Source organism: Sanguibacter keddieii DSM 10542 (assembly GCF_000024925.1).
Classification (GTDB): Bacteria; Actinomycetota; Actinomycetes; order Actinomycetales; family Cellulomonadaceae; genus Sanguibacter; species Sanguibacter keddieii.
In genome coordinates, this window is record NC_013521.1 from 3400674 (window position 1) to 3417893 (window position 17220).

At 73.0% G+C, this 17220-nt stretch carries 13 protein-coding genes, 1 tRNA gene and 1 pseudogene; 6 read left to right on the forward strand and 9 right to left on the reverse strand.

Features of this window, described 5'->3' with window-relative positions; all coding sequences use genetic code 11:
* Positions 1–61: 61 nt before the first annotated feature.
* From SKED_RS15000 to SKED_RS15010, 3 genes are all read right to left on the reverse strand, one after another.
* Positions 62–1297, reverse strand: coding sequence for a hypothetical protein (locus tag SKED_RS15000; protein WP_143755768.1), 1236 nt, complete (start codon positions 1295–1297; stop codon positions 62–64).
* Between the two features lie 160 nt (positions 1298–1457).
* Positions 1458–2141, reverse strand: coding sequence for a GNAT family N-acetyltransferase (locus SKED_RS15005; RefSeq protein WP_012868022.1), 684 nt, complete (start codon positions 2139–2141; stop codon positions 1458–1460).
* 2 nt (positions 2142–2143) lie between these two features.
* Entirely contained in the window at positions 2144–3394 is a 1251-nt protein-coding gene (locus SKED_RS15010) for a molybdopterin molybdotransferase MoeA (protein ID WP_042439418.1), read from the reverse strand.
* 153 nt (positions 3395–3547) lie between these two features.
* Between SKED_RS15010 and SKED_RS15015 the strand changes: the two genes are divergently transcribed.
* On the forward strand, positions 3548–4183 hold the full coding sequence (locus SKED_RS15015; RefSeq protein ID WP_012868024.1) for a 5-formyltetrahydrofolate cyclo-ligase: 636 nt from the start codon (positions 3548–3550) through the stop codon (positions 4181–4183).
* On the opposite strand, the gene SKED_RS15020 is transcribed toward SKED_RS15015, so the two are convergent.
* Positions 4173–6869, reverse strand: a complete 2697-nt coding sequence (locus SKED_RS15020) for a penicillin acylase family protein (protein WP_012868025.1) — start codon at positions 6867–6869, stop codon at positions 4173–4175. The two genes, SKED_RS15015 and SKED_RS15020, sit on opposite strands and share 11 nt — an antisense overlap.
* Before the next feature lie 356 nt (positions 6870–7225).
* Between SKED_RS15020 and SKED_RS20925 the strand changes: the two are divergent.
* Positions 7226–7366, forward strand: a pseudogene (locus SKED_RS20925) (FmdB family zinc ribbon protein); the annotation flags it as partial.
* Between the two features lie 14 nt (positions 7367–7380).
* Here the strand turns inward: SKED_RS20925 and SKED_RS20930 are convergent.
* Positions 7381–7695, reverse strand: a complete 315-nt coding sequence (locus SKED_RS20930) for a hypothetical protein (protein ID WP_052293902.1) — start codon at positions 7693–7695, stop codon at positions 7381–7383.
* Positions 7696–7793: 98 nt separating this feature from the next.
* Between SKED_RS20930 and SKED_RS15030 the strand changes: the two genes are divergently transcribed.
* Together SKED_RS15030 and mscL are read left to right on the forward strand one after the other, a co-directional pair.
* Positions 7794–8579: an SAF domain-containing protein gene (locus SKED_RS15030; RefSeq protein WP_012868027.1), complete on the forward strand. Its 786-nt coding sequence runs from the start codon at positions 7794–7796 to the stop codon at positions 8577–8579.
* 42 nt (positions 8580–8621) lie between these two features.
* Positions 8622–9116 carry a large conductance mechanosensitive channel protein MscL gene (mscL, locus tag SKED_RS15035; protein WP_012868028.1) on the forward strand — a complete coding sequence of 165 codons (495 nt, stop codon included), beginning with the start codon at positions 8622–8624 and terminating at the stop codon, positions 9114–9116.
* A 100-nt stretch (positions 9117–9216) separates the two neighbouring features.
* On the opposite strand, the gene SKED_RS20885 is transcribed toward mscL, so the two are convergent.
* The gene (locus SKED_RS20885) at positions 9217–9339 is read right to left on the reverse strand and encodes a hypothetical protein (protein WP_012868029.1); all 123 of its coding nucleotides are present in this window, start codon (positions 9337–9339) and stop codon (positions 9217–9219) included.
* Between the two features lie 212 nt (positions 9340–9551).
* A complete protein-coding gene (locus SKED_RS15040) occupies positions 9552–13793 on the reverse strand; it encodes a hypothetical protein (RefSeq protein WP_012868030.1) in 4242 nt (1413 codons plus the stop codon).
* Positions 13794–14392: 599 nt separating this feature from the next.
* Between SKED_RS15040 and SKED_RS15045 the strand changes: the two genes are divergently transcribed.
* A tRNA-Arg gene (locus SKED_RS15045) sits at positions 14393–14468 on the forward strand.
* A 78-nt stretch (positions 14469–14546) separates the two neighbouring features.
* On the opposite strand, the gene SKED_RS15050 is transcribed toward SKED_RS15045, so the two are convergent.
* Complete coding sequence (locus tag SKED_RS15050) at positions 14547–14903, reverse strand: zinc ribbon domain-containing protein YjdM (protein ID WP_042439423.1); 357 nt, start codon at positions 14901–14903, stop codon at positions 14547–14549.
* 50 nt (positions 14904–14953) lie between these two features.
* Positions 14954–16354, reverse strand: a complete 1401-nt coding sequence (locus SKED_RS15055) for an MFS transporter (protein ID WP_012868032.1) — start codon at positions 16352–16354, stop codon at positions 14954–14956.
* Between the two features lie 310 nt (positions 16355–16664).
* Between SKED_RS15055 and SKED_RS15060 the strand changes: the two genes are divergently transcribed.
* Complete coding sequence (locus tag SKED_RS15060; protein WP_012868033.1) at positions 16665–17180, forward strand: OsmC family protein; 516 nt, start codon at positions 16665–16667, stop codon at positions 17178–17180.
* The last annotated feature ends 40 nt before the right edge of the window (positions 17181–17220 follow it).

Here is a 17220-nt window from a genome sequence, read left to right on the forward strand (position 1 = left end):
CCAGTCTGCCGAACCGCTGTCTAGCCTAGCACCCAGGTGGGGGTGCTTCGCACAGGTGCGGTCACTCCCCCGCGACCCGGCGGCGCGCTAGGACGGAGTTGAGGTTGACGCCGAGGCTGTCCTCGGAGGGCTCCTCCGCGACGTCCTGAGCCGACTGCTGGTCGGCCTCTGCGCCCTCGGCGCCGTGCACCGCGGCCAGCTCGGCGCGTCGCTCCTCGGTGAGCTTGCGCAGCTCGGCGGTCAGCGGCGCCGGCTCCCAGCGGGGGGCAGCGGACTTGAGCGTGTACACCGGGCGCGGGACGGCGACGGGCTCCCAGTCGGCACCGCCGGCAGCGGCTGCCGCGTCGGTGGCGTCGCGCGTCGTGGGGCGAGCAGGCTGGTCCGGAGCAGGGGTGTCTGCAGAGCCGCGGGCGGCAGAGCCATCATCAGCCGAGCCACGGGCGGCAGGAGCCTGCGTGCGTCGCTCGTCCTGCGCTCGACCCTGGCCCTTCTTGGAGCGCGGCGAGACCCCGGCGGTCGCCTCCGGCGCCGTCGCGCTCTCCGCCTCAGGCGTCGTCGCGCCCGCGGCGCTCTCGCCGGCCTCCTGGACGCGCACGCGGGAGATCATCTCGGTCTGGGTCTGCGACGGGTGGACGGCCCGCCCGGTCACCGTGGTGCGGACGGCGGGCGCGGGGCGACCGGCACGGCGCAGCGCAGCGGGACGGGCAGCCTCACGGGCGGCCTCGCGCTCACGCGCAGCCTGGTCGGCACGGGCGTTGGCAAGGACGGCGCGGCGTCCGAGGACGAGCACCGAGACGAGGAGGAGACCGGGGACCGCGACGGTCCACACCGGGAGCGCGGTCGTCGCGCCGAGGACGCCGACGACGGCGGTGAGCGCCAGGAGCGTGAGCGTGAGGGTCGCGCGGCGGCGCGCAGCAGCGGCGCGTCGCGCGAGCAGCGCGTCGCGCGAGGCCGACCCGTACGAGTCGTTCCGCTCCATGTCCTGCACTCCATCCGTGATCTGACGCCGAGGCCGCACCGTCGTGCCGATCGGCGGTGTCAGCAACGACACGTCCGCACTGCTCGAGACCGTGCAGTCACCGTGCTTCTGGAGGGAGACCTGAGCCCCCCGCCCTGCCTGCCTGCCACGTGTCCCGGCGCCCTCGCTGGCGACGGCGAGGACACGGAGCCTGCCGGAGAACCTGTCGTCGACCCTCGCCTCGACCAGCTGCTGCCGGTGACGGAGCCGCTGGGGCACGAGGTAGGCCAACCACAGCACGACCACAGCCACGACGACGATACCGGCTGGTGATCCCACATGCTGACGTTAGGCGAGGTCGCAGCGCCGACCGCGGACGCCTCCCGGCGTGTCGGCCGCGGAGGCTGGCCACCCGAGCGCGACGGCACGAGCAGGCAGGTCGGAGCTCCCGCCCGGAGAAGGTGCGCCCGCTGGGGGCACCTCGCGCAGCCGCGACCTGTCAGGCCTGCGGCGCGCCCCGCCAGCGCGCGAGCAGCCCGTCGGGCACCTCGGGGGCGGTCACGGCGAAGGTGCGGTGGTCGCACCACCGTCCCTGGATGTGCAGGTACGCCTCGCGCAGCCCCTCGTCGCGCAGCCCGAGCTTCTCGACGACGCGCAGGCTCGGCACGTTCTCGGGACGGATGTTGACCTCGACGCGGTGCAGCCCGAGCTCGAAGAAGCAGTGGTCGGCCGCCATGGCCACTGCCGTCGGCGTGACTCCCCGCCCTGCCACGTGCTCGCCGACCCAGTACCCGATGCTGGCGGAGCACAGCGAGCCGTAGGTGATCGAGGAGACCGTGAGCTGCCCGACGAGCTCCCCGTCGAGCTCGACCGCGAACGGGAGCGTCGAGCCGTCCTTGGCCGCACGGTCGAGCGCACGGACGTACCCCGTGAAGCTCGGTGGCTTGGTCTCCTGCGTCCTGCCGGGCCACCCGCCGCGGTAGCGGCCGTCGCGGTCGCGCCCGGTCGGCTCCGGCGTCGTCGCCTCCCAGCGCTCGAGCCAGTCCCGGTTGTCTGCGCGCAGGTCCATCCAGGCATCGCGGTCCGCACGGCGGAGCCGGCGCAGCAGCAGGGTACCGCCGGGGGTGCTCAGCGAGTCGTCTCGCAGGACCACCGGCCAGCGCGGCGCCCAGACCACACCCACCGCTATCCCTCGAGGACCAGGCAGTGCACGCGGTCGCCGAACCGCACCTCGGACTCGCCCTCGGGGACGACGGCGAGCGCGTTCGCCTCGGCGAGCCCGGCGACCGAGAGGTCCTCGAGACGTGTCGGGTCGCCGACGGGCGTCACGTGGTAGCCGCCGTCGGGCGAGCCGACGAGCACCGCGGGCACGAACTGGCGCACCCCGGCCGGGCTGCGCCAGCCCACGGCGGCGTGCGCCGCGACCGACGGGCGGTAGATGTCGGTGTACCCCGCCATGGCGCGCAGCGCGGGGCGCACGAACACCTCGTAGGAGATCTGCGCGGCGACCGGGTGACCGGGCAGGGAGAAGACGGGGATGGTGTCGCCGGGGTTGTCGGTGCTCTCGCCGATGCCGGCGTGCAGCGTCCCGATGCCCTGGTTGCGGCCCGGGACCATGGCCACGTGGTCGAAGCGCACGGTGCCGAGCGGGGCGAGCACGTCCTTGAGGGTGTCGTGCGAGCCCTCGGAGAGACCACCCGTGGTGATGAGCAGGTCGGCGCGCACCAGCTGGTCCTCGATCATCTCGCGGAGCCTCGACTGGTCGTCGGTGACGGGCGCGACCTGGATGGCGATGGCCCCGGCGTCCTGCACGGCGGTGCGCAGCGAGGGCCCGTTGGCGTCGAACACGCCGGGGCGCGTCGAGCCGGGCTGCACGAGCTCGTCGCCGACCGGGAGGATCACGACGCGCGGTGCGGGGTGGACCCGGATCCGCGCGTAGCCGAGGCTCGCCGCGAAGGCGAGCTGGCGGGCGTCGAGCCGGGTCCCGTGCCGCAGCGCGACGGTGCCGGCCCGGACGTCTGACCCCACCTGCCGGACGTAGGCCCCGGGGGCCGCCTCGGTCACCACGCGCACCTTCGCCGCGCCGCGGTCGGTCGCCCAGACGGGGACCAGCGCGTCGGCGCCGACCGGCATCGGCACCCCCGAGCTCACCAGGACGCTCTGCCGGGGAGCAAGACGGAAGGGCTCGTCGGCGGCCGACCACACGTCGTGCGTCACGGGCAGGACGACGGGGTTCTCGGGGCTCGCGCCCACGAGGTCCTGCGACCGCACGGCGTAGCCGTCGCAGGTCGCGAGAGGGCGGGACGGGATGTCCTCGGTCACCACGATGTCGGCGGCGAGGATGCAGCCGGCCGCGTCCGTGAGGACCACGTCGAGCGCGGGCACGGGGACGGCGACGGCGAGGACCGCCGCGAGCTGGTCCTGGACGCTCTTCACCGCACGACCCCCGTCGTACCGAGGACGACCGAGCAGCACGGGCAGGTCGAGGAGGGCGCGCTCATCCGGCCAGGGTAGTGCAGTTCTCGGCGCCGTCCGCGCAGGCCCGGACGTCCCACCCCGGACGGGTCGTTTCTTTGAGATACTTTGACCATGAGTGGTCATGCACAGCCGTACCCCGTCCACGCCGCGCTCGAGGCAGAGGACGCGAAGAGCGCTCTGCGCACCGCGATCCGCTCGGTCCGCGACGCCCGGTCCGAGCGTCGACGCGAGGAGGCGGCGCACGCCCTCGCCGAGGTGGTGCTGACGATCCCCGAGGTCCGCGACGCCGAGCGTGTCGGCCTCTACGCGGCCCGACCGGCCGAACCGGGCACGGCGCCGCTGCTCGACTCGCTCGACGACCTCGGCAAGACGATCCTGCTGCCCGTGCTCGGCGCAGGGCTGCAGCGCGACTGGGCGCCGTACGCCGGCGCGCACGACCTGCTCCAGCGCGCACCCGGGCGACCGCCCGAGCCGTCCGGCGACCCGGTCGGGCCGTCGGCGCTCGAGGAGGTCGACATCGTCATCGCCCCCGCCCTCGCGGTCGACAGCTCGGGGACTCGGCTCGGCCAGGGCGGCGGCTGGTACGACCGCGCGCTGACCTTCGTCCGCCCGGACGTCAAGATCGTGGCGCTGGTCTTCCCCGAGGAGTTCTACGACGCCGTGGAGCGACCGCTCCCGCGCGAGCAGCACGACCGCCCGGTCCACGGCTTCGCCACCCCGCAGGGCTGGGAGTGGATCACGGCGTGAGCGTCAGCTCGTCCTGCGAGGCGGCCTCGACGGCGTCGCGCGTGGACCGCCAGGGGTAAGACCCTCCGGACGCCCACGTCGCGAGCTGGTCGTCGTAGTGCCCGCTGGCCGGGTGACCCGAGGTCCCGGTCACCACGACCCAGGTGGACGCGTCGAGGTCGCCGAGGTCCATCACGGCCCGCATCGACGGCCCGGTGGTGACCGCGAAGGACCCCGACGAGGCGTCCCATGCGGTCGCGTTGACGATCGACGAGCCACCGGACATCTCGAGCATGCCGGGGTTGACCCAGTCGCGGACGATGCCGGGGACCGACTCGCCACCGAGGACGGGGTGCTCGAGCTCGAGCGTGTGCAGGGAGCCCCACCGCCACGACGACGGGTCGCTGCCCATCCGGACGGTCAGCTCGGACCGAGCCCGCACGAGCGCCTGCTGGAGGATCTCGTCGCGGGTCTCGACGACGTTCGCCGTCCGGCGGTCGTCCCACCACGGGCTGGTCGGGTTCTCCAGGTGGGTGCGCACCACCTCGAGCCACCGGTCGCTGCCGTCCGCGGCCGCGACGTCCGAGAGCTCGTCGTCGAAGGTCAGCGACAGGAGCTCTGCCCATACCGCGGCGAAGTACGCGGCGGCGGCAGAGTCGGCGTCCTGCGAGTAGTCCCAGGTGCGCAGCAGGTCCTGGCCGCCCCGGTCGAACTCCGTCTCGATCTCCTGCTCGAGGAGGACGGGGACCAGCACCTCCGCGTACGGGTTCCGGTCGTCCGCCTGGATGCGGTGCATGTCCTCGACGGTCATGGGCACCCCCGAGGCGATCTGCTCCTCGATGAGCGTCCGGATGCGCTGCGACCTGTAGCCGTAGTCCCAGTCCGAGGTGAGGTACGGCCCCGCACCGGCGGGGGCGACCGCCTGGTTCGCGGCGACGATGAACCCCTCGGCGGGGTCGAGCACCGACGGCATGGTCGCCGGGTCCACGGTGCCCTGCCAGTCGTAGGCGCTGTCCCAGCCCGGCCTGGGCCACGTCCCGTCGGACGGGAGACCGCCGTCGACCGCGCCGCGCACCGGGACCGTCCCCGGCGCCTGGTAGCCGATGTGCCCGTCGACGGTCGCGAAGACGATGTTCTGCGCCGGCACCTCGAAGAGCCGAGCCGCCGCGGCGATGTCCTCGGCGTCCGTCGCGGTGTTCATCGCGAAGATCGCGTCGGCCGTCCGGCCCGGCGTCAGAGCGGTCCAGCCGAGCGCGACCTCGTACCCGTCGCTCCCGGAGCGCAGCACCCCGTCGACGATCTCGTTCGGGGTGGCCGAGACGGCCGAGACCGGGAGCACGCCCGAGATGATCGGTCCGTGCCGGGTCGACCGGACGTCGAGGGTGACGTCGTCCCCGTCGGCGACCTTGATGACCTCGGTCCGGGTGGTCATGTCCTCCCAGGAGCCGTCGACCTGGTAGGTGTCCTGCTGGGTGCGCTCGACGAAGAAGTCGGTCACGTCGGTCCCCAGGTTGGTGATGCCCCAGGCGAGCTCGGCGTTGTGCCCGATGATCACGCCGGGGAAACCGGCGAAGGAGAACCCGGTGACGTCGAAGGGGCAGTCGTCCCCGACCGTCGAGCAGTGCAGACCCACCTGCGCCCAGATGCTCGGCGCCGCGAGCCCCAGGTGCGGGTCGTTGGCGAGGAGAGGGCTGCCCGAGGCGGTGTGCTCGCCCGAGACGACCCACGAGTTCGACCCGATGCCCTCGCCCTTCCCGACGAGCACGGGGACGGCCGCGACCGCCTCGGCCGCGGAGTCGACCGCCGCGGCGACGACAGCGTCGGTCAGGTCGAGCGGGTGGGCGGAGTCGTCGGTCGGGCCGGCGAGCCCGGCACCTCCGCCGTCTGCTGGTTCGACTGCCGGGTCGGCGGCTGCGCCCTCGGCAGTGCCGGCAGTGTCGGCTGCGGCGCCGGCTGCTGCGTCGGCGACCGCCACGCTGTTCGCGGCGGCGTCCTGCGCGGTGAGGATCGGGGCGTTGAGCGACTCGGGGTACGCCGGGAAGAGCTCGTCCACCCGGGACACGTCACGGATGGTCACGAGCGACTGCGCGCGGGCGAGCTCGTCGTCGTAGTTGCCGCGGAGGTCCCACGCCATGGCCTTGAGCCACGCGAGCGAGTCGAGCGGCTCCCACGGCTCCGGGTCCTCGACCGACACCTGCAGCCCGAGCACCGTGTACTCGACCGCGACCTGCGAGGTCGAGCGCTCCGCGAGGTAGGCGTTGACCCCGTCGGCGTAGGCCTGGAGGTGGTTCTTGGTGTCCGAGTCGAGGATGTCCCACTCCTGCTCGGCGACGTCGCGCCAGCCGAAGGTGCGGATCACCTTGTCGGCCTCGAGGGCGTCGGCGTTCTCACCGACCAGCTCCGACAACCGCCCGGAGGTGACGTGGCGGCGGTAGTCCATCTCGAAGAACCGGTCCTGCGCCTGGACGTAGCCCTGCGCCAGGAAGAGGTCGTCCGGCGTCGACGCGTAGATGTCGGGGACACCCTGCGCGTCGCGGTGCACGGTGACCGGCGCGCTCAGGCCCGCGACGCTCAGCTCGCCCGAGGTCGTGGGGAGCGGACGCCGGGTCAGCACGGCCGTCGAGATCACGGCCGCGACCAGCGCGACCACCACGAGGAGGGCGACGGCGACGAGCGAGCGACGGAGGACGACCTGGCGTTGGGGCACGGTGCGAGATTACTTGCTCCTGCGCCAGGACGCGTGGGCGGGAGTGGGGGGTGGGGCTGGGTGGGTGGAGGGGCGGGGCGAGGCGGGGCGCCTGGGCGGGGAAGGGCGCGTGGGCGGTGAAGGACGCGAGAGGTGGGGACGGGTGCGCGGGGCTGTGCCGGAGCCCACTTCCACGGGACGTGGACGGAGACGTATGATTAGCACTCAGTCATCCCGAGTGCCAGTGCGGTGCAGCTGCTCGCAGCCGCCCGCCGACCGCCCGACCAGCACCAGCCGGTCCGAGCCGCTCGGGGTCGCCTTACCCACCCGGGCGCGCCGGTGCGCTCGACCCCCTACCGGTTCTCGAGGAGATCTCCGTGCCCCTCTACGCGTACACGTGCACCGCGTGCGGCCACAGCTTCGACATCCACCAGTCCTTCGCGGACGACGCGCTCACCGTCTGCCCCGAGTGCGAGGGACGCCTCCGCAAGGTGTTCTCCCCCGTCGGGGTCGTCTTCAAGGGGTCGGGCTTCTACCGCACCGACAACAGCTCCAAGAAGTCGTCGAGCGGGTCGTCGTCGAGCGGCTCGAGCTCGTCGAAGGCCGGGGCGTCGAAGGGCGAGTCGTCGAGCAGCAGCTCCGGCAGCGAGTCCTCGGGGTCTGGCTCGTCGGGATCTGGTGCCTCGGGCGACAGCGGGTCGTCCTCGTCGAGCAGCTCGTCGTCGAGCAGCTCCTCGAACAGCTCGTCGTCGGGCAGCTCGTCCAAGAGCGCGGCGACCTCCGGGTCCTGACCGCGCCGCACGCACGGCCGTCGTCCCCACCGGGCGGCGGCCGTCGTCGTCTCCACAGGTCGTTCGGGCGACCGGACGGTGGCGGTCCGCAGCCGCCTAGCCTGCCGGGATGAACCTCCGCTCCCGACCTCCACCCGGAGCAACGGCGAGAGCCGTGTCCCGCGGCCCCGGCGCCGGTGCCGGCGCCGCACGCGATGCGGTCTCCGGCCCGCGCTCCCCCTCCCGCCCGCAGACCGCGGACAGGTCGGGGACGTCGGCGGGCGCACGGCTCGTCCCGCCGCGGGTCCGGCGCCGTGCGCGGGCTGAGCTCTGGCGTCGTCGGCACGTCGTCGCAGCCCTCGTCGTCGGCCTCGCGACGACGCTCGTGGTGCACAGGCTGAGCCCGACGCCAGAACCGCGCGACCCCGTGGTCGTGGCCTCGACGGCGCTGCCTGCCGGGACGACGCTCACCGCAGACCACCTCCGGACGGTCCGGCTGCCGAGCGCGGTGACCCCCGAGGGCGCGCCCGACGATGCCGACACCGTCGTCGGCCGGACCCTGGCGGTCCCCGTGACCACCGGCACCGTGCTCGGTGACACCCTGCTGGTCGACGACACGTCCACCGGCCCGCCCGGGACCGTCGTCGCCGCGGTTCGGCTGGCCGAGCCTGCCCTCCTCGCGGTGCTGACACCCGGCACCCGCGTCGACCTGCTGGCCGCGACGCCGCTCCACGACCACGGCGAGGGCACGTCGACCGCCGCGGCGACCACGCTCGCCGTGCGGGCACTCGTGCTGCCGACGCCGGCAAGCCCCCAGGAGGAGACCGGGTTCCTGTCGGGCGCAGGTGGGACCGCGCCAGGCTCGTCGGACCTCTTGCTCGTCGCCGTGACGCCCGACGAGGCGACCTACCTCGCGAACGTCGCGGGACGTCAGGCCGTCAGCGCGGTCGTCGTGCGATGATCGTCGCGAGAATTGCCATCGTCCGTCGGAGAAGGGGAATCCATGAAGAACGTCCTGAACGGTTTCAAAGAATTCATCATGCGTGGGAATGCCATCGACCTCGCGGTCGGTGTCATCATCGGTGCCGCGTTCAGCGCGGTCGTGGCCGCGATCGTCGAGAACCTCTTCACGCCGCTCATCGCTGCGATCTTCGGAGAGCCGGACCTCAGCTCTGTGCTGTCCTTCACGATCAACGGCGCCGCCTTCAGCATCGGCGCGGTGCTCAACGCGGTGATCAACTTCCTCTTCGTGGCCATCGCCCTCTACTTCTTCGTGGTGCTGCCGCTCAACCACCTGTCGAAGCTCCGCAAGAAGGGCATCATCGAGGAGCCCGAGGGCCCCTCAGAGGACGTCCTCATCCTCACGCAGATCCGCGACCTGCTCCTCGTCCAGAACGGTGGCCCCGCCACCGGCACCGCGTCCGCACCGTCCACCCCGGACGCACCGACCACCGGCCCGCAGGCGCCGAAGAGCCCTCCGGCACCCCCGGTCGCCTGACCAAGAGGCTGGTCGGCTGAGAAGAGCCGCAGCACAGAGGCCGCAGCATCGTCACGGTGCTGCGGCCTCTGTGCTGCGCTCGACCCCGGTGAGCGGCGTCTTACCAGTGGGGTGGGACGTCCTGGCGGAGGCGGTCGTCGTTGGCGTCGCCCGCGCCGCCAGCACCACCTGCGGCTGCGTCGGACCAGCCGGTCGCGGTCTCGTCGCTGCTGACGCCGGCCACGGCCTCACGCTCGGTCCCTCGTCGCACGACGCGGCGGTTGCCACGACGCCGGGCAGGCGTCGCCGGTGTCGCCGGTGTCGCCGGTGTCGTACCCGTAGTGCTTTCCGGGACCGCGTCGTCCGGACCTGAGCCGACCGGTGCCGGGGTGTCCGCAGCTGAGCCGTCAGGTGCGGCCGTGCCACCCTGTCCCGCCACGAACGCGCCGTCCGGCGTCACAGCCCGAGGGCTCGACGGACCGCGCTCGACACGGCGATGTCCACGCGGTTGCTGCGGCGGACCAGCCCGAGCTCGGAGCGCACCTGGGCGGCGAGCTCGTCGGCGTCACGCGGGACACCGTCGGTCATGATCCAGCGCGCGACCTCGTCGAGGTCGTCGTCACCGTAGGCCGCGATGGGCAGACCGGCCTCGACGTCCGGGCGCGTCGCCCGGCGCTGGGGCTCGCGAGGTGTCGGGACCCCGTCGGCGGTGAGCAGCGGTGCGGTGACCACCGGGACGGGCGCGGAGGGGTCGACGACCTCTCCGGCGAACCCTTCTGCGGCGGCCAGACCGGCGATGTCACCGGCGTCGTCGACGCCGACGAGCGGGATCGCGCCCGTCACCGGCATGCGTGCGGCGCGGCGGCGCGCCTCGATCTCGAGGACCGCCTCGCGGATGCGGTTCGCCTGGCCCTCGGGGTCGAGGAACAAGGAGACCGACCACACCTGGATGACCGACCAGCCGAGGCGCTCGAGACGCTCGGCGCGCTGGCGGTCGCGGACCCGGATGCTCGTCTCGGCGGTGTAGTCCGCGTCGTCGGTGAGCACCGCGACGAGGAGCTCGTCCGGCAGGTCGGGGTGCCCGACCACGAGCGGGATGTGCTCGCCGTCCGACGCGCCGTGGTGCGTCTCGACGGTCAGGCCGGCCCGGAACAGGCGCTCGGCGAGGTCGAGCACCAGGCGGTCGGGGTCCGGCTGCCCCTCGGCGAAGTCGCCGACGTCGTGCACCGGGCTGGCGGAGCGCTGCTCGACGAAGCCCAGGAGGGCACCGAGCAGCTGGGAGCCTGCTCCGCGCAGACGCTCGGGGTCGAGGTCGTCCGCACCGAAGCAGGACACGACGGTGAGCCGGCGCCGGGTCGCACCGACGGCGTTGAGCAGGAGCGAGTCGCCCGTCGGGCCGGAGACGTCGCCGAAGTTGTGCAGCACACGGCCGTGCGGGGTGCGGCCGAAGCCGACCGAGAAGATCACGGCCTCGCGGCTCAGACCGGCGACGGACTGCAGGTCGGAGACCACCACGGGCTCGCGCCGCGACGGGTCGAAGAAGGGGCCGAGCGCCGCGTTCTGGCGCACCTGGCCGAGGATCGCCTCGCGGATGCGGTCCGCGTGCGTCCGCGACCCGGTGATGATGCCGAGCGACTCGTCCGGCCGGTCGAGCGCGTGCAGGATCGCGAGCTCGACCACCCGGTCGACCTCCGTCTGCGTCGACTCGACCGCGCCCGACGTGGGGTCGGGCATGCCGACGCCCTCGACGGTCTCGAAGAACACCAGCCGCTCCTGCGACGGCAGCGGCATGGGGTGCAGCACCCCGGCGTAACCGTGCTCCGACAGGAACTGCGTGAGCTCGGGGTCCCGGCGCGAGGAGTCGCCGACCAGCGCGACGGTCGGCAGGAGCTCGGCGAGGCTGCGGACCGCCTGGCCCGGGGCGCAGCGGGCGTCGCCCACGACGACGACCTGACGTCCGCGGGCGACGGCCGACAGCACCGACTCGACCGGCAGGTGCTGCGCCGCGTCGAGGACCACGAGGTCGACCGTGCGGTGCGCGGGCAGCACGTGCGGGACGAGCGTCGGCGTCGCGATCATGCAGGGGCGCAGCTTGCGCAGGACGTCGCCGTACTCCTCGGCCACGGTGCGCAGGCTGGTCAGCGACTCCTCGACCAGCAGGGCGAAGAGCCCCTCGGCCTGGTCGCGGTTGTCGCGCAGGGCGCCGTGGATCTGCGCGACGGCCGCCGCACGGATCGGCGTGGCGAGGGACTCGACGTGCTCGCGGTCCAGGCGCCGGAACTGCTCGGCCAGCGCCTCGATGCCCCGGCCGCCCACCTCGGCGACGTAGGGGTCGGCCGCGAGGATCTGCTCGAACACCGAGCTCCACCACGCGAGGTCGAGCTCGGCCTCGACGAGACCGGCCTCGACCCGTCGGGCCGACAGGTCGGTGAGGAGCGTGCCGAGACCGTGGTCGGTCAGACGGCGCACCAGACGGGTCCGCTCGGGGAGCGTGGTGAGAGCGCCGGCGTCGTCGAGGAGGCGCTGCAGGCGCTCGGTGGCGTCACCGAGGGTGAGGTCGGCCAGACCGCCACCGGCGGAGGTCGTCGCGAGGACCGCGTCGAGGGCGGTGAGGTCGGCGACGACGTCGCGGTGGGTCTGCTCGATGGCAGCGAGGCCCTCGGGCAGCCGGGGCCACCCTCCCGACGGGCAGTGCTCGGCCCAGGTGCGGCGCTGCGCCTGCACCTCGAGGAGCGCGCCGTGCAGGTCGGCGACCCGCGAGCCCGGACGGATCATGTCCTTGGCACGCTTGACGAGGCGGCGACGGTGCAGGCCGCTCATCTCGACGTCGTGCTCCTTGCGCCACTGGCGGCTCGCGGTCGCGGCGACCAGGTCGTCCGCGGTCCGCTCGAAGACCATCGGCTGGAAGGCCTCGAGCGTCGTGCGCATGCCGGCGAGCATGGTGATCTGCTCGCCCCACGCGGAGACGGTCCGTGCGGCCTGCAGGCCGGTGTCCTCGACGACGGCGTCCAGCTGCCGGCGCAGGTCGGCGAGCGACACGTCGAGCAGGCGGGTGATGCGCTCGACGGCGTCCTCAGCCACGCCGTCGTCGTCGATGTCCGCGCCGTGCCACGGCGAGGTGCTCTGCCGCGCCGTGAAGGCGCCGAGGGTGGCCGCGCGCACCAGGTCGGCGCCGGCCTCCTGCCGGACCGAGGCGACCCGGGCGAGCGTCGCCGCGTCGAGCCGCACCGTCGTCGCAGGGGTCGGACGCTCGGAGGTGAGTCGGGCGAGCGCCTGGAGGGCGTCGTAGGCGGAGATGTCCCAGGGGGAACGGACCTGGTGCAGCCCGTCGATCATGCGGGTGAGGCGGGCGCGCGTCTCGACGAGCTCGAGCCGGGTGTCCGCGATCCGCGCGGCGTCCACGGTGGGCGCCTCGAGGGTCATCGCACCGAGCAGCCGGCGCGAGACCGAGGTCCGCCAGCTGGGGCTCGGCGTCACGTCGAGGACCAGGTCGCCGAGACCGAGGTCCTCGAGGCGTGCCGTGAGCGCGTCGGCGGCGCGGCGGTGCCCGGGGACGTAGAGCACGCTGCGCCCGATCGCGGCCGCCTCGGCCACGACGGCGGCGACCGCGCCGGTCGAGTCGGCACCGACAGGGGCGTCGACGAAGAGGTGGCTGCCGGTCGCGAGGGCGTCGAGGACGTTGCGGCCCGACGGGTCGAGGTCGCCGACGCCACGCTCCATGCTCGGCTCGGCGTCGCCTGTGCGCAGCGCGGGCATCGAGGCCGCGAGGGAGTCGATCGCGGCCTGGTCGCCGGCGAGCGCCGCGATGACCTCGTGCCGGTCGAGCCCGATGTTGAGCTCGTCGAGGTCGTCGACGAGCATCTGGCCCGGGTGCGCGAAGGTCCCGACGAGCAGCTTGTCCGTCATCGTGAAGTCGGCCAGCACGGCCGACCCGAGGGCGTTGATGCGGTCGAGCGCCACGGCAGGGTCGAAGCCCGAGCCGGTGAACGCGCCGCGGGCGAGGGCCGCGGCGTCGAGCAGCGCGCCCCGGGACCGCAGAGCACGTGCGAGGACGGGGTTGATCTCGGCGGTCGGCTCGAGCGCGAGCTCGTAGTCCGACTCCCCTCCCCCGCGGGCCTCGATCTCGATGGGGCGCAGCAGCACGGGCGCGCGGACGGTGCGGCCGGCGGCACGGGACGCCTCGGCTGCGGCGTCGTCGTACACGCCCCGGTCAGAACCGCCGGAGAAGGCGACGCGGGCGAGCGCGGCGACGTCGTCGGAGGTCTCGTCGACCTCGTGCTCGGTCCACGTCGCGAGGCCGATGGCGAGGTAGGTCGGGGCGATGCCGTAGCGCTCGGCCTGCTCCTGCGAGCGCTGCGCGACGGCGCGGGCGCGGCGGCGCGCGACGGGCAGCGAGCTGCCCTCGCGGAAGATGTTGGCCAGGCGGGTGCTGCGGCCGGCGAACAGCTGGGCGATGCCCGACGGGTGCGCGGCCGTGAGGTCGAGGACCGCGTCGCCGAGGAGCCCGACGTCGGCGAGCGTGGAGCCGCCGGCCAGCGAGACGAGGGTCGAGCGCCACCGGTCGATGGCCGCGGCGACGGTCTCGGCCGTCGTGGGGGGCTTGACGAGGGTGGGGACCGTGCGCATCGCAAGGGTCTCGGCGGTCGCGTCGGCGTCGCCGTGGACCGCGCCGGAGGCGGGCTGGTCCGAGCTGGTCATGTCAGGGGTTCTCTCGCTGGACGGGTCGTGAGGCGCAGCCGAGGTCGGGTCGTGGTGCGTGCGGGCCCTGTCGGTCCCCGCCGGCCTGTCGCGATCGGGAGCTGTCACCCCAGCACGCTATCCGCCGTGACGTGGTTTGTGGACCTGACGCGCCGAGGGACGGGGCAGCCGAGGGGGCGCAGGAGGCCGTGAGAGAGCCTCGGGAGCGGCGCTGAGAACCGTGTGCGAGCGCGGCCTCGAGGGTGTCGACACCGCGGAGGACCTGCGGCGGAGACCGGGCTGGACGGAGGCCTGGAGACCTCGTCGGCGACTCGCCAGAAATAGGAACAGTGCGTGCCGCGCAGGGGGCAGGCGGCACGCACTGTCAGGGACAACTATGCACTCGGCCAGATCGGGTGTCAACAGGGAAGTTGAAGGTTCTTCCAGATCGGTTCGAGCCCTGGTATCCCGCGGCTCACAGGGAGGGCTCCGACCTGCGGGTTCACCGGGCAGAGCGCCCCTCCAGCAGCCCGGCGGCAACCCTCGCGTGACCCGCGACACCCCCACCCGGGCACCGGCGAGGAACAGCGTCGACGGTCAGGTAGCCTTGTCTCGCTCTCGCGCCCGTAGCTCAGGGGATAGAGCACCGCTCTCCTAAAGCGGGTGTCGGCAGTTCGAATCTGCCCGGGCGCACCATCTCGCAGGACCCCGCGGCGCCGTCGCACCCGAGCCTGTGGCGTCGACGTGCGCCTCGCAGCACGGGCCCACCGCGGCTCAGACCTTCTTCACCACGCTCGACTTGAGCTGCATGGGCCCGAAGCCGTCGACCTTGCAGTCGATGTCGTGGTCACCGACGCCGTCGACCAGGCGGATGCCCCGCACCTTGGTGCCGACCTTGATGGCGGTCGCGCTGCCCTTGACCTTGAGGTCCTTGACGACGGTCACCGTGTCGCCGTCGGCGAGCACGTTCCCGACCGCGTCGCGGATCTCCCGCGGGCCGTCGGAGACGTCGGCGTCGGTGCCCGCACCGGGCTCCCACTCGTGGTCGCACTCGGGGCACACGAGCAGCGCGCCCATCTCGTAGGTGTAGACGGAGGAGCACTCGGGGCACGGGGGCAGGGTGTCGGTCACGGCCGACACCCTACCCACCTGCACCGTCTCAGAAAGCCACCTGCGCCGTCTCAGACGGAGGGCTCGTGCTCCTTCTCGTCCTCGTGAGACGCGAGCCCGTAGTCGACGTCCTTGGTCTCCTTGGACAGCAGCACGGCGATCAGCGTGAGGACCGCGGCCCCCGACAGGTAGAGCCCGACGAGCCACGTGTCGCCGTCGGCCTGCGCCCAGAGGGCGACGGCGACGATCGGCGCGAGCGCCGCACCGAGGATGGAGCTGACGTTGTAGGCGATCGCCGAGCCGGTGTACCGCACGTTGGTGGGGAACAGCTCGGGCAGCAGCGCACCCATGGGCCCGAAGGTCACCCCCATGAGGGTGAACCCCAGGATGAGGAAGGCCTGCACCAGGCCACCGGTGAAGGCGGCGTCGGCGCGCGGCACGAGGAACAGGTGGAAGGTCAGCCCGAAGACGACGATGAGGCTCGACACCCCGATGAGCAGCCGCCGGCGGCCGATGAGGTCGGCGACGGGCCCGGAGATGAGCGTGAAGATCCCGAAGAAGATCACGCCGATGATCTGCATGATGACGAAGTGCACGTAGGGGATGCCCAGGCCCGCGGGGTCGGCGTCGGCCGCCTTGGTGCCGTAGGTCAGCGTGAAGCTGGTCATGAGGTAGAAGAGCACGTAGGTGGCGAGCATGATGAACGTGCCGAGGACTAGCTGGCGCCAGTGGAACCGGAACACCGTCGCGAGGGGCGTCTTGGTGATCGCGCCCTTCTTCTCGGCCTTGACGAAGGCCTCGGACTCGACGAGCTTGAGCCGGACCCACAGGCCGATGATCACCATGACGGCGGAGAACAGGAACGGGATCCGCCATCCCCACGAGAGGAACGCCTCGGACTGCAGCAGGGAGTCCTCGGGGTGGGGCAGCACGGCGTTGATGGTGAGGAACAGGCCGTTGGCGATGATGAAGCCGATCGGCGCCCCGAGCTGGGGGAAGGTGCCGTACCAGGCGCGCTTGTTCGCCGGGGCGTTCTCGGTCGCGACGAGCGCCGCACCCGACCACTCGCCGCCGAGCGCGAAGCCCTGCGCGAGGCGCAGCACGAGGAGCAGCGCGGGCGCCACGATCCCGATCGAGTCGAAGGTGGGGAGCACCCCGATGAGGAAGGTCGCGATCCCCATGGTGAGCAGCGAGATGACGAGGGTCGTCTTGCGGCCGCGCTTGTCCCCCAGGTGGCCGAAGACCACGGCCCCGACCGGTCGGGCGACCATCGCGGCGCCGAACACGGCGAAGGACGCGAGCAGCGCCGTGGTGTCGTTGCCCGTGGGGAAGAACAGGGTGGGGAAGACGAGGACGGCTGCCGTCGCGTAGACGTAGAAGTCGTAGAACTCGATCGTGGTGCCGACGAGGCTCGCGGTGATGACCCTCCCCCGGGAGTTCAGCGGGCGGGCGGGTGCAGCGGTGGTGGTCATGTGGTGCTCCGGTCGGTGGGCTCACGCTCGAGGCATCGTTCGCGGACGGGCGTCTGAGCGGAGCTGCGCGGGCACGAGGGCTGCGGCGCGGACCGGGGAGAGCTGCGGGCCGGGGAGAACAAGGGGCCGTGGTCGACACGTGGGTGACGGTACCGAGCAACACTAGGACTGTCTCAGCATGAGTTCACCCCGTCTCCACCATGTGGACGACCTCGGCGTCGCCCGCGGCGGTGTGCGGCTGGTGAGCAGTCGCCTGCGCCCTCGGCGGACACCCCGGGCGCACCCGGGCACCCGGTGGAAGAATCAGCAGATGACCGAGAACACGAGCACCGCGACCGACTCCTCGAGCGACACCCCGACCGGCACCTCGTCGAGCACCGTCTCCCCCGCACCCCAGGCCGGCACGCAGCCGGCGCTCTGGGTCGAGCGCACCGGCGGGCGCCGCTACGTGGGCCGCAGCGCCCGCGGCGGCGAGGTCCAGCTCGGCGGTCTGGACGTCGAGGGGACCTTCACCCCGGGAGAGCTCCTCAAGATCGCCCTCGCCGCGTGCACCGGGTTCTCGTCCGACGTCACCCTGGCGCGCCGCCTCGGGGACGACTACGCGGCGACGATCCACGTCTCCGGCGTCTCCGACCCCGACGAAGACCGCTACCCGAGGCTCGTCGAGCGCCTCGAGCTCGACCTCTCCGGCCTCGACGACGAGGCCCGCGAGCGCCTGCTCACCGTCGTCACCCGTGCGGTCGACCAGGCCTGCACCGTCGGGCGGACCCTGAAGGCGGGCGCGGAGGTCGAGCTGACCATCGCGTCGGTGTCGACCGCCGAGTGACCCGCAGCGGTGCCCGGCCCCTCGTGATGCCGGACGCCGA

What these genes read in the sequence shown, in the direction of transcription:
- SKED_RS15060 (WP_012868033.1), top strand. Translation starts at nt 16,665, where the DNA reads ATGACCGAGAACACGAGCACCGCGACCGACTCCTCGAGCGACACCCCG.
- SKED_RS15015 (WP_012868024.1), top strand. Translation starts at nt 3,548, where the DNA reads ATGAGTGGTCATGCACAGCCGTACCCCGTCCACGCCGCGCTCGAGGCA.
- SKED_RS15040 (WP_012868030.1), bottom strand. Translation starts at nt 13,793, where the DNA reads ATGACCAGCTCGGACCAGCCCGCCTCCGGCGCGGTCCACGGCGACGCC.
- SKED_RS15055 (WP_012868032.1), bottom strand. Translation starts at nt 16,354, where the DNA reads ATGACCACCACCGCTGCACCCGCCCGCCCGCTGAACTCCCGGGGGAGG.
- mscL (WP_012868028.1), top strand. Translation starts at nt 8,622, where the DNA reads ATGAAGAACGTCCTGAACGGTTTCAAAGAATTCATCATGCGTGGGAAT.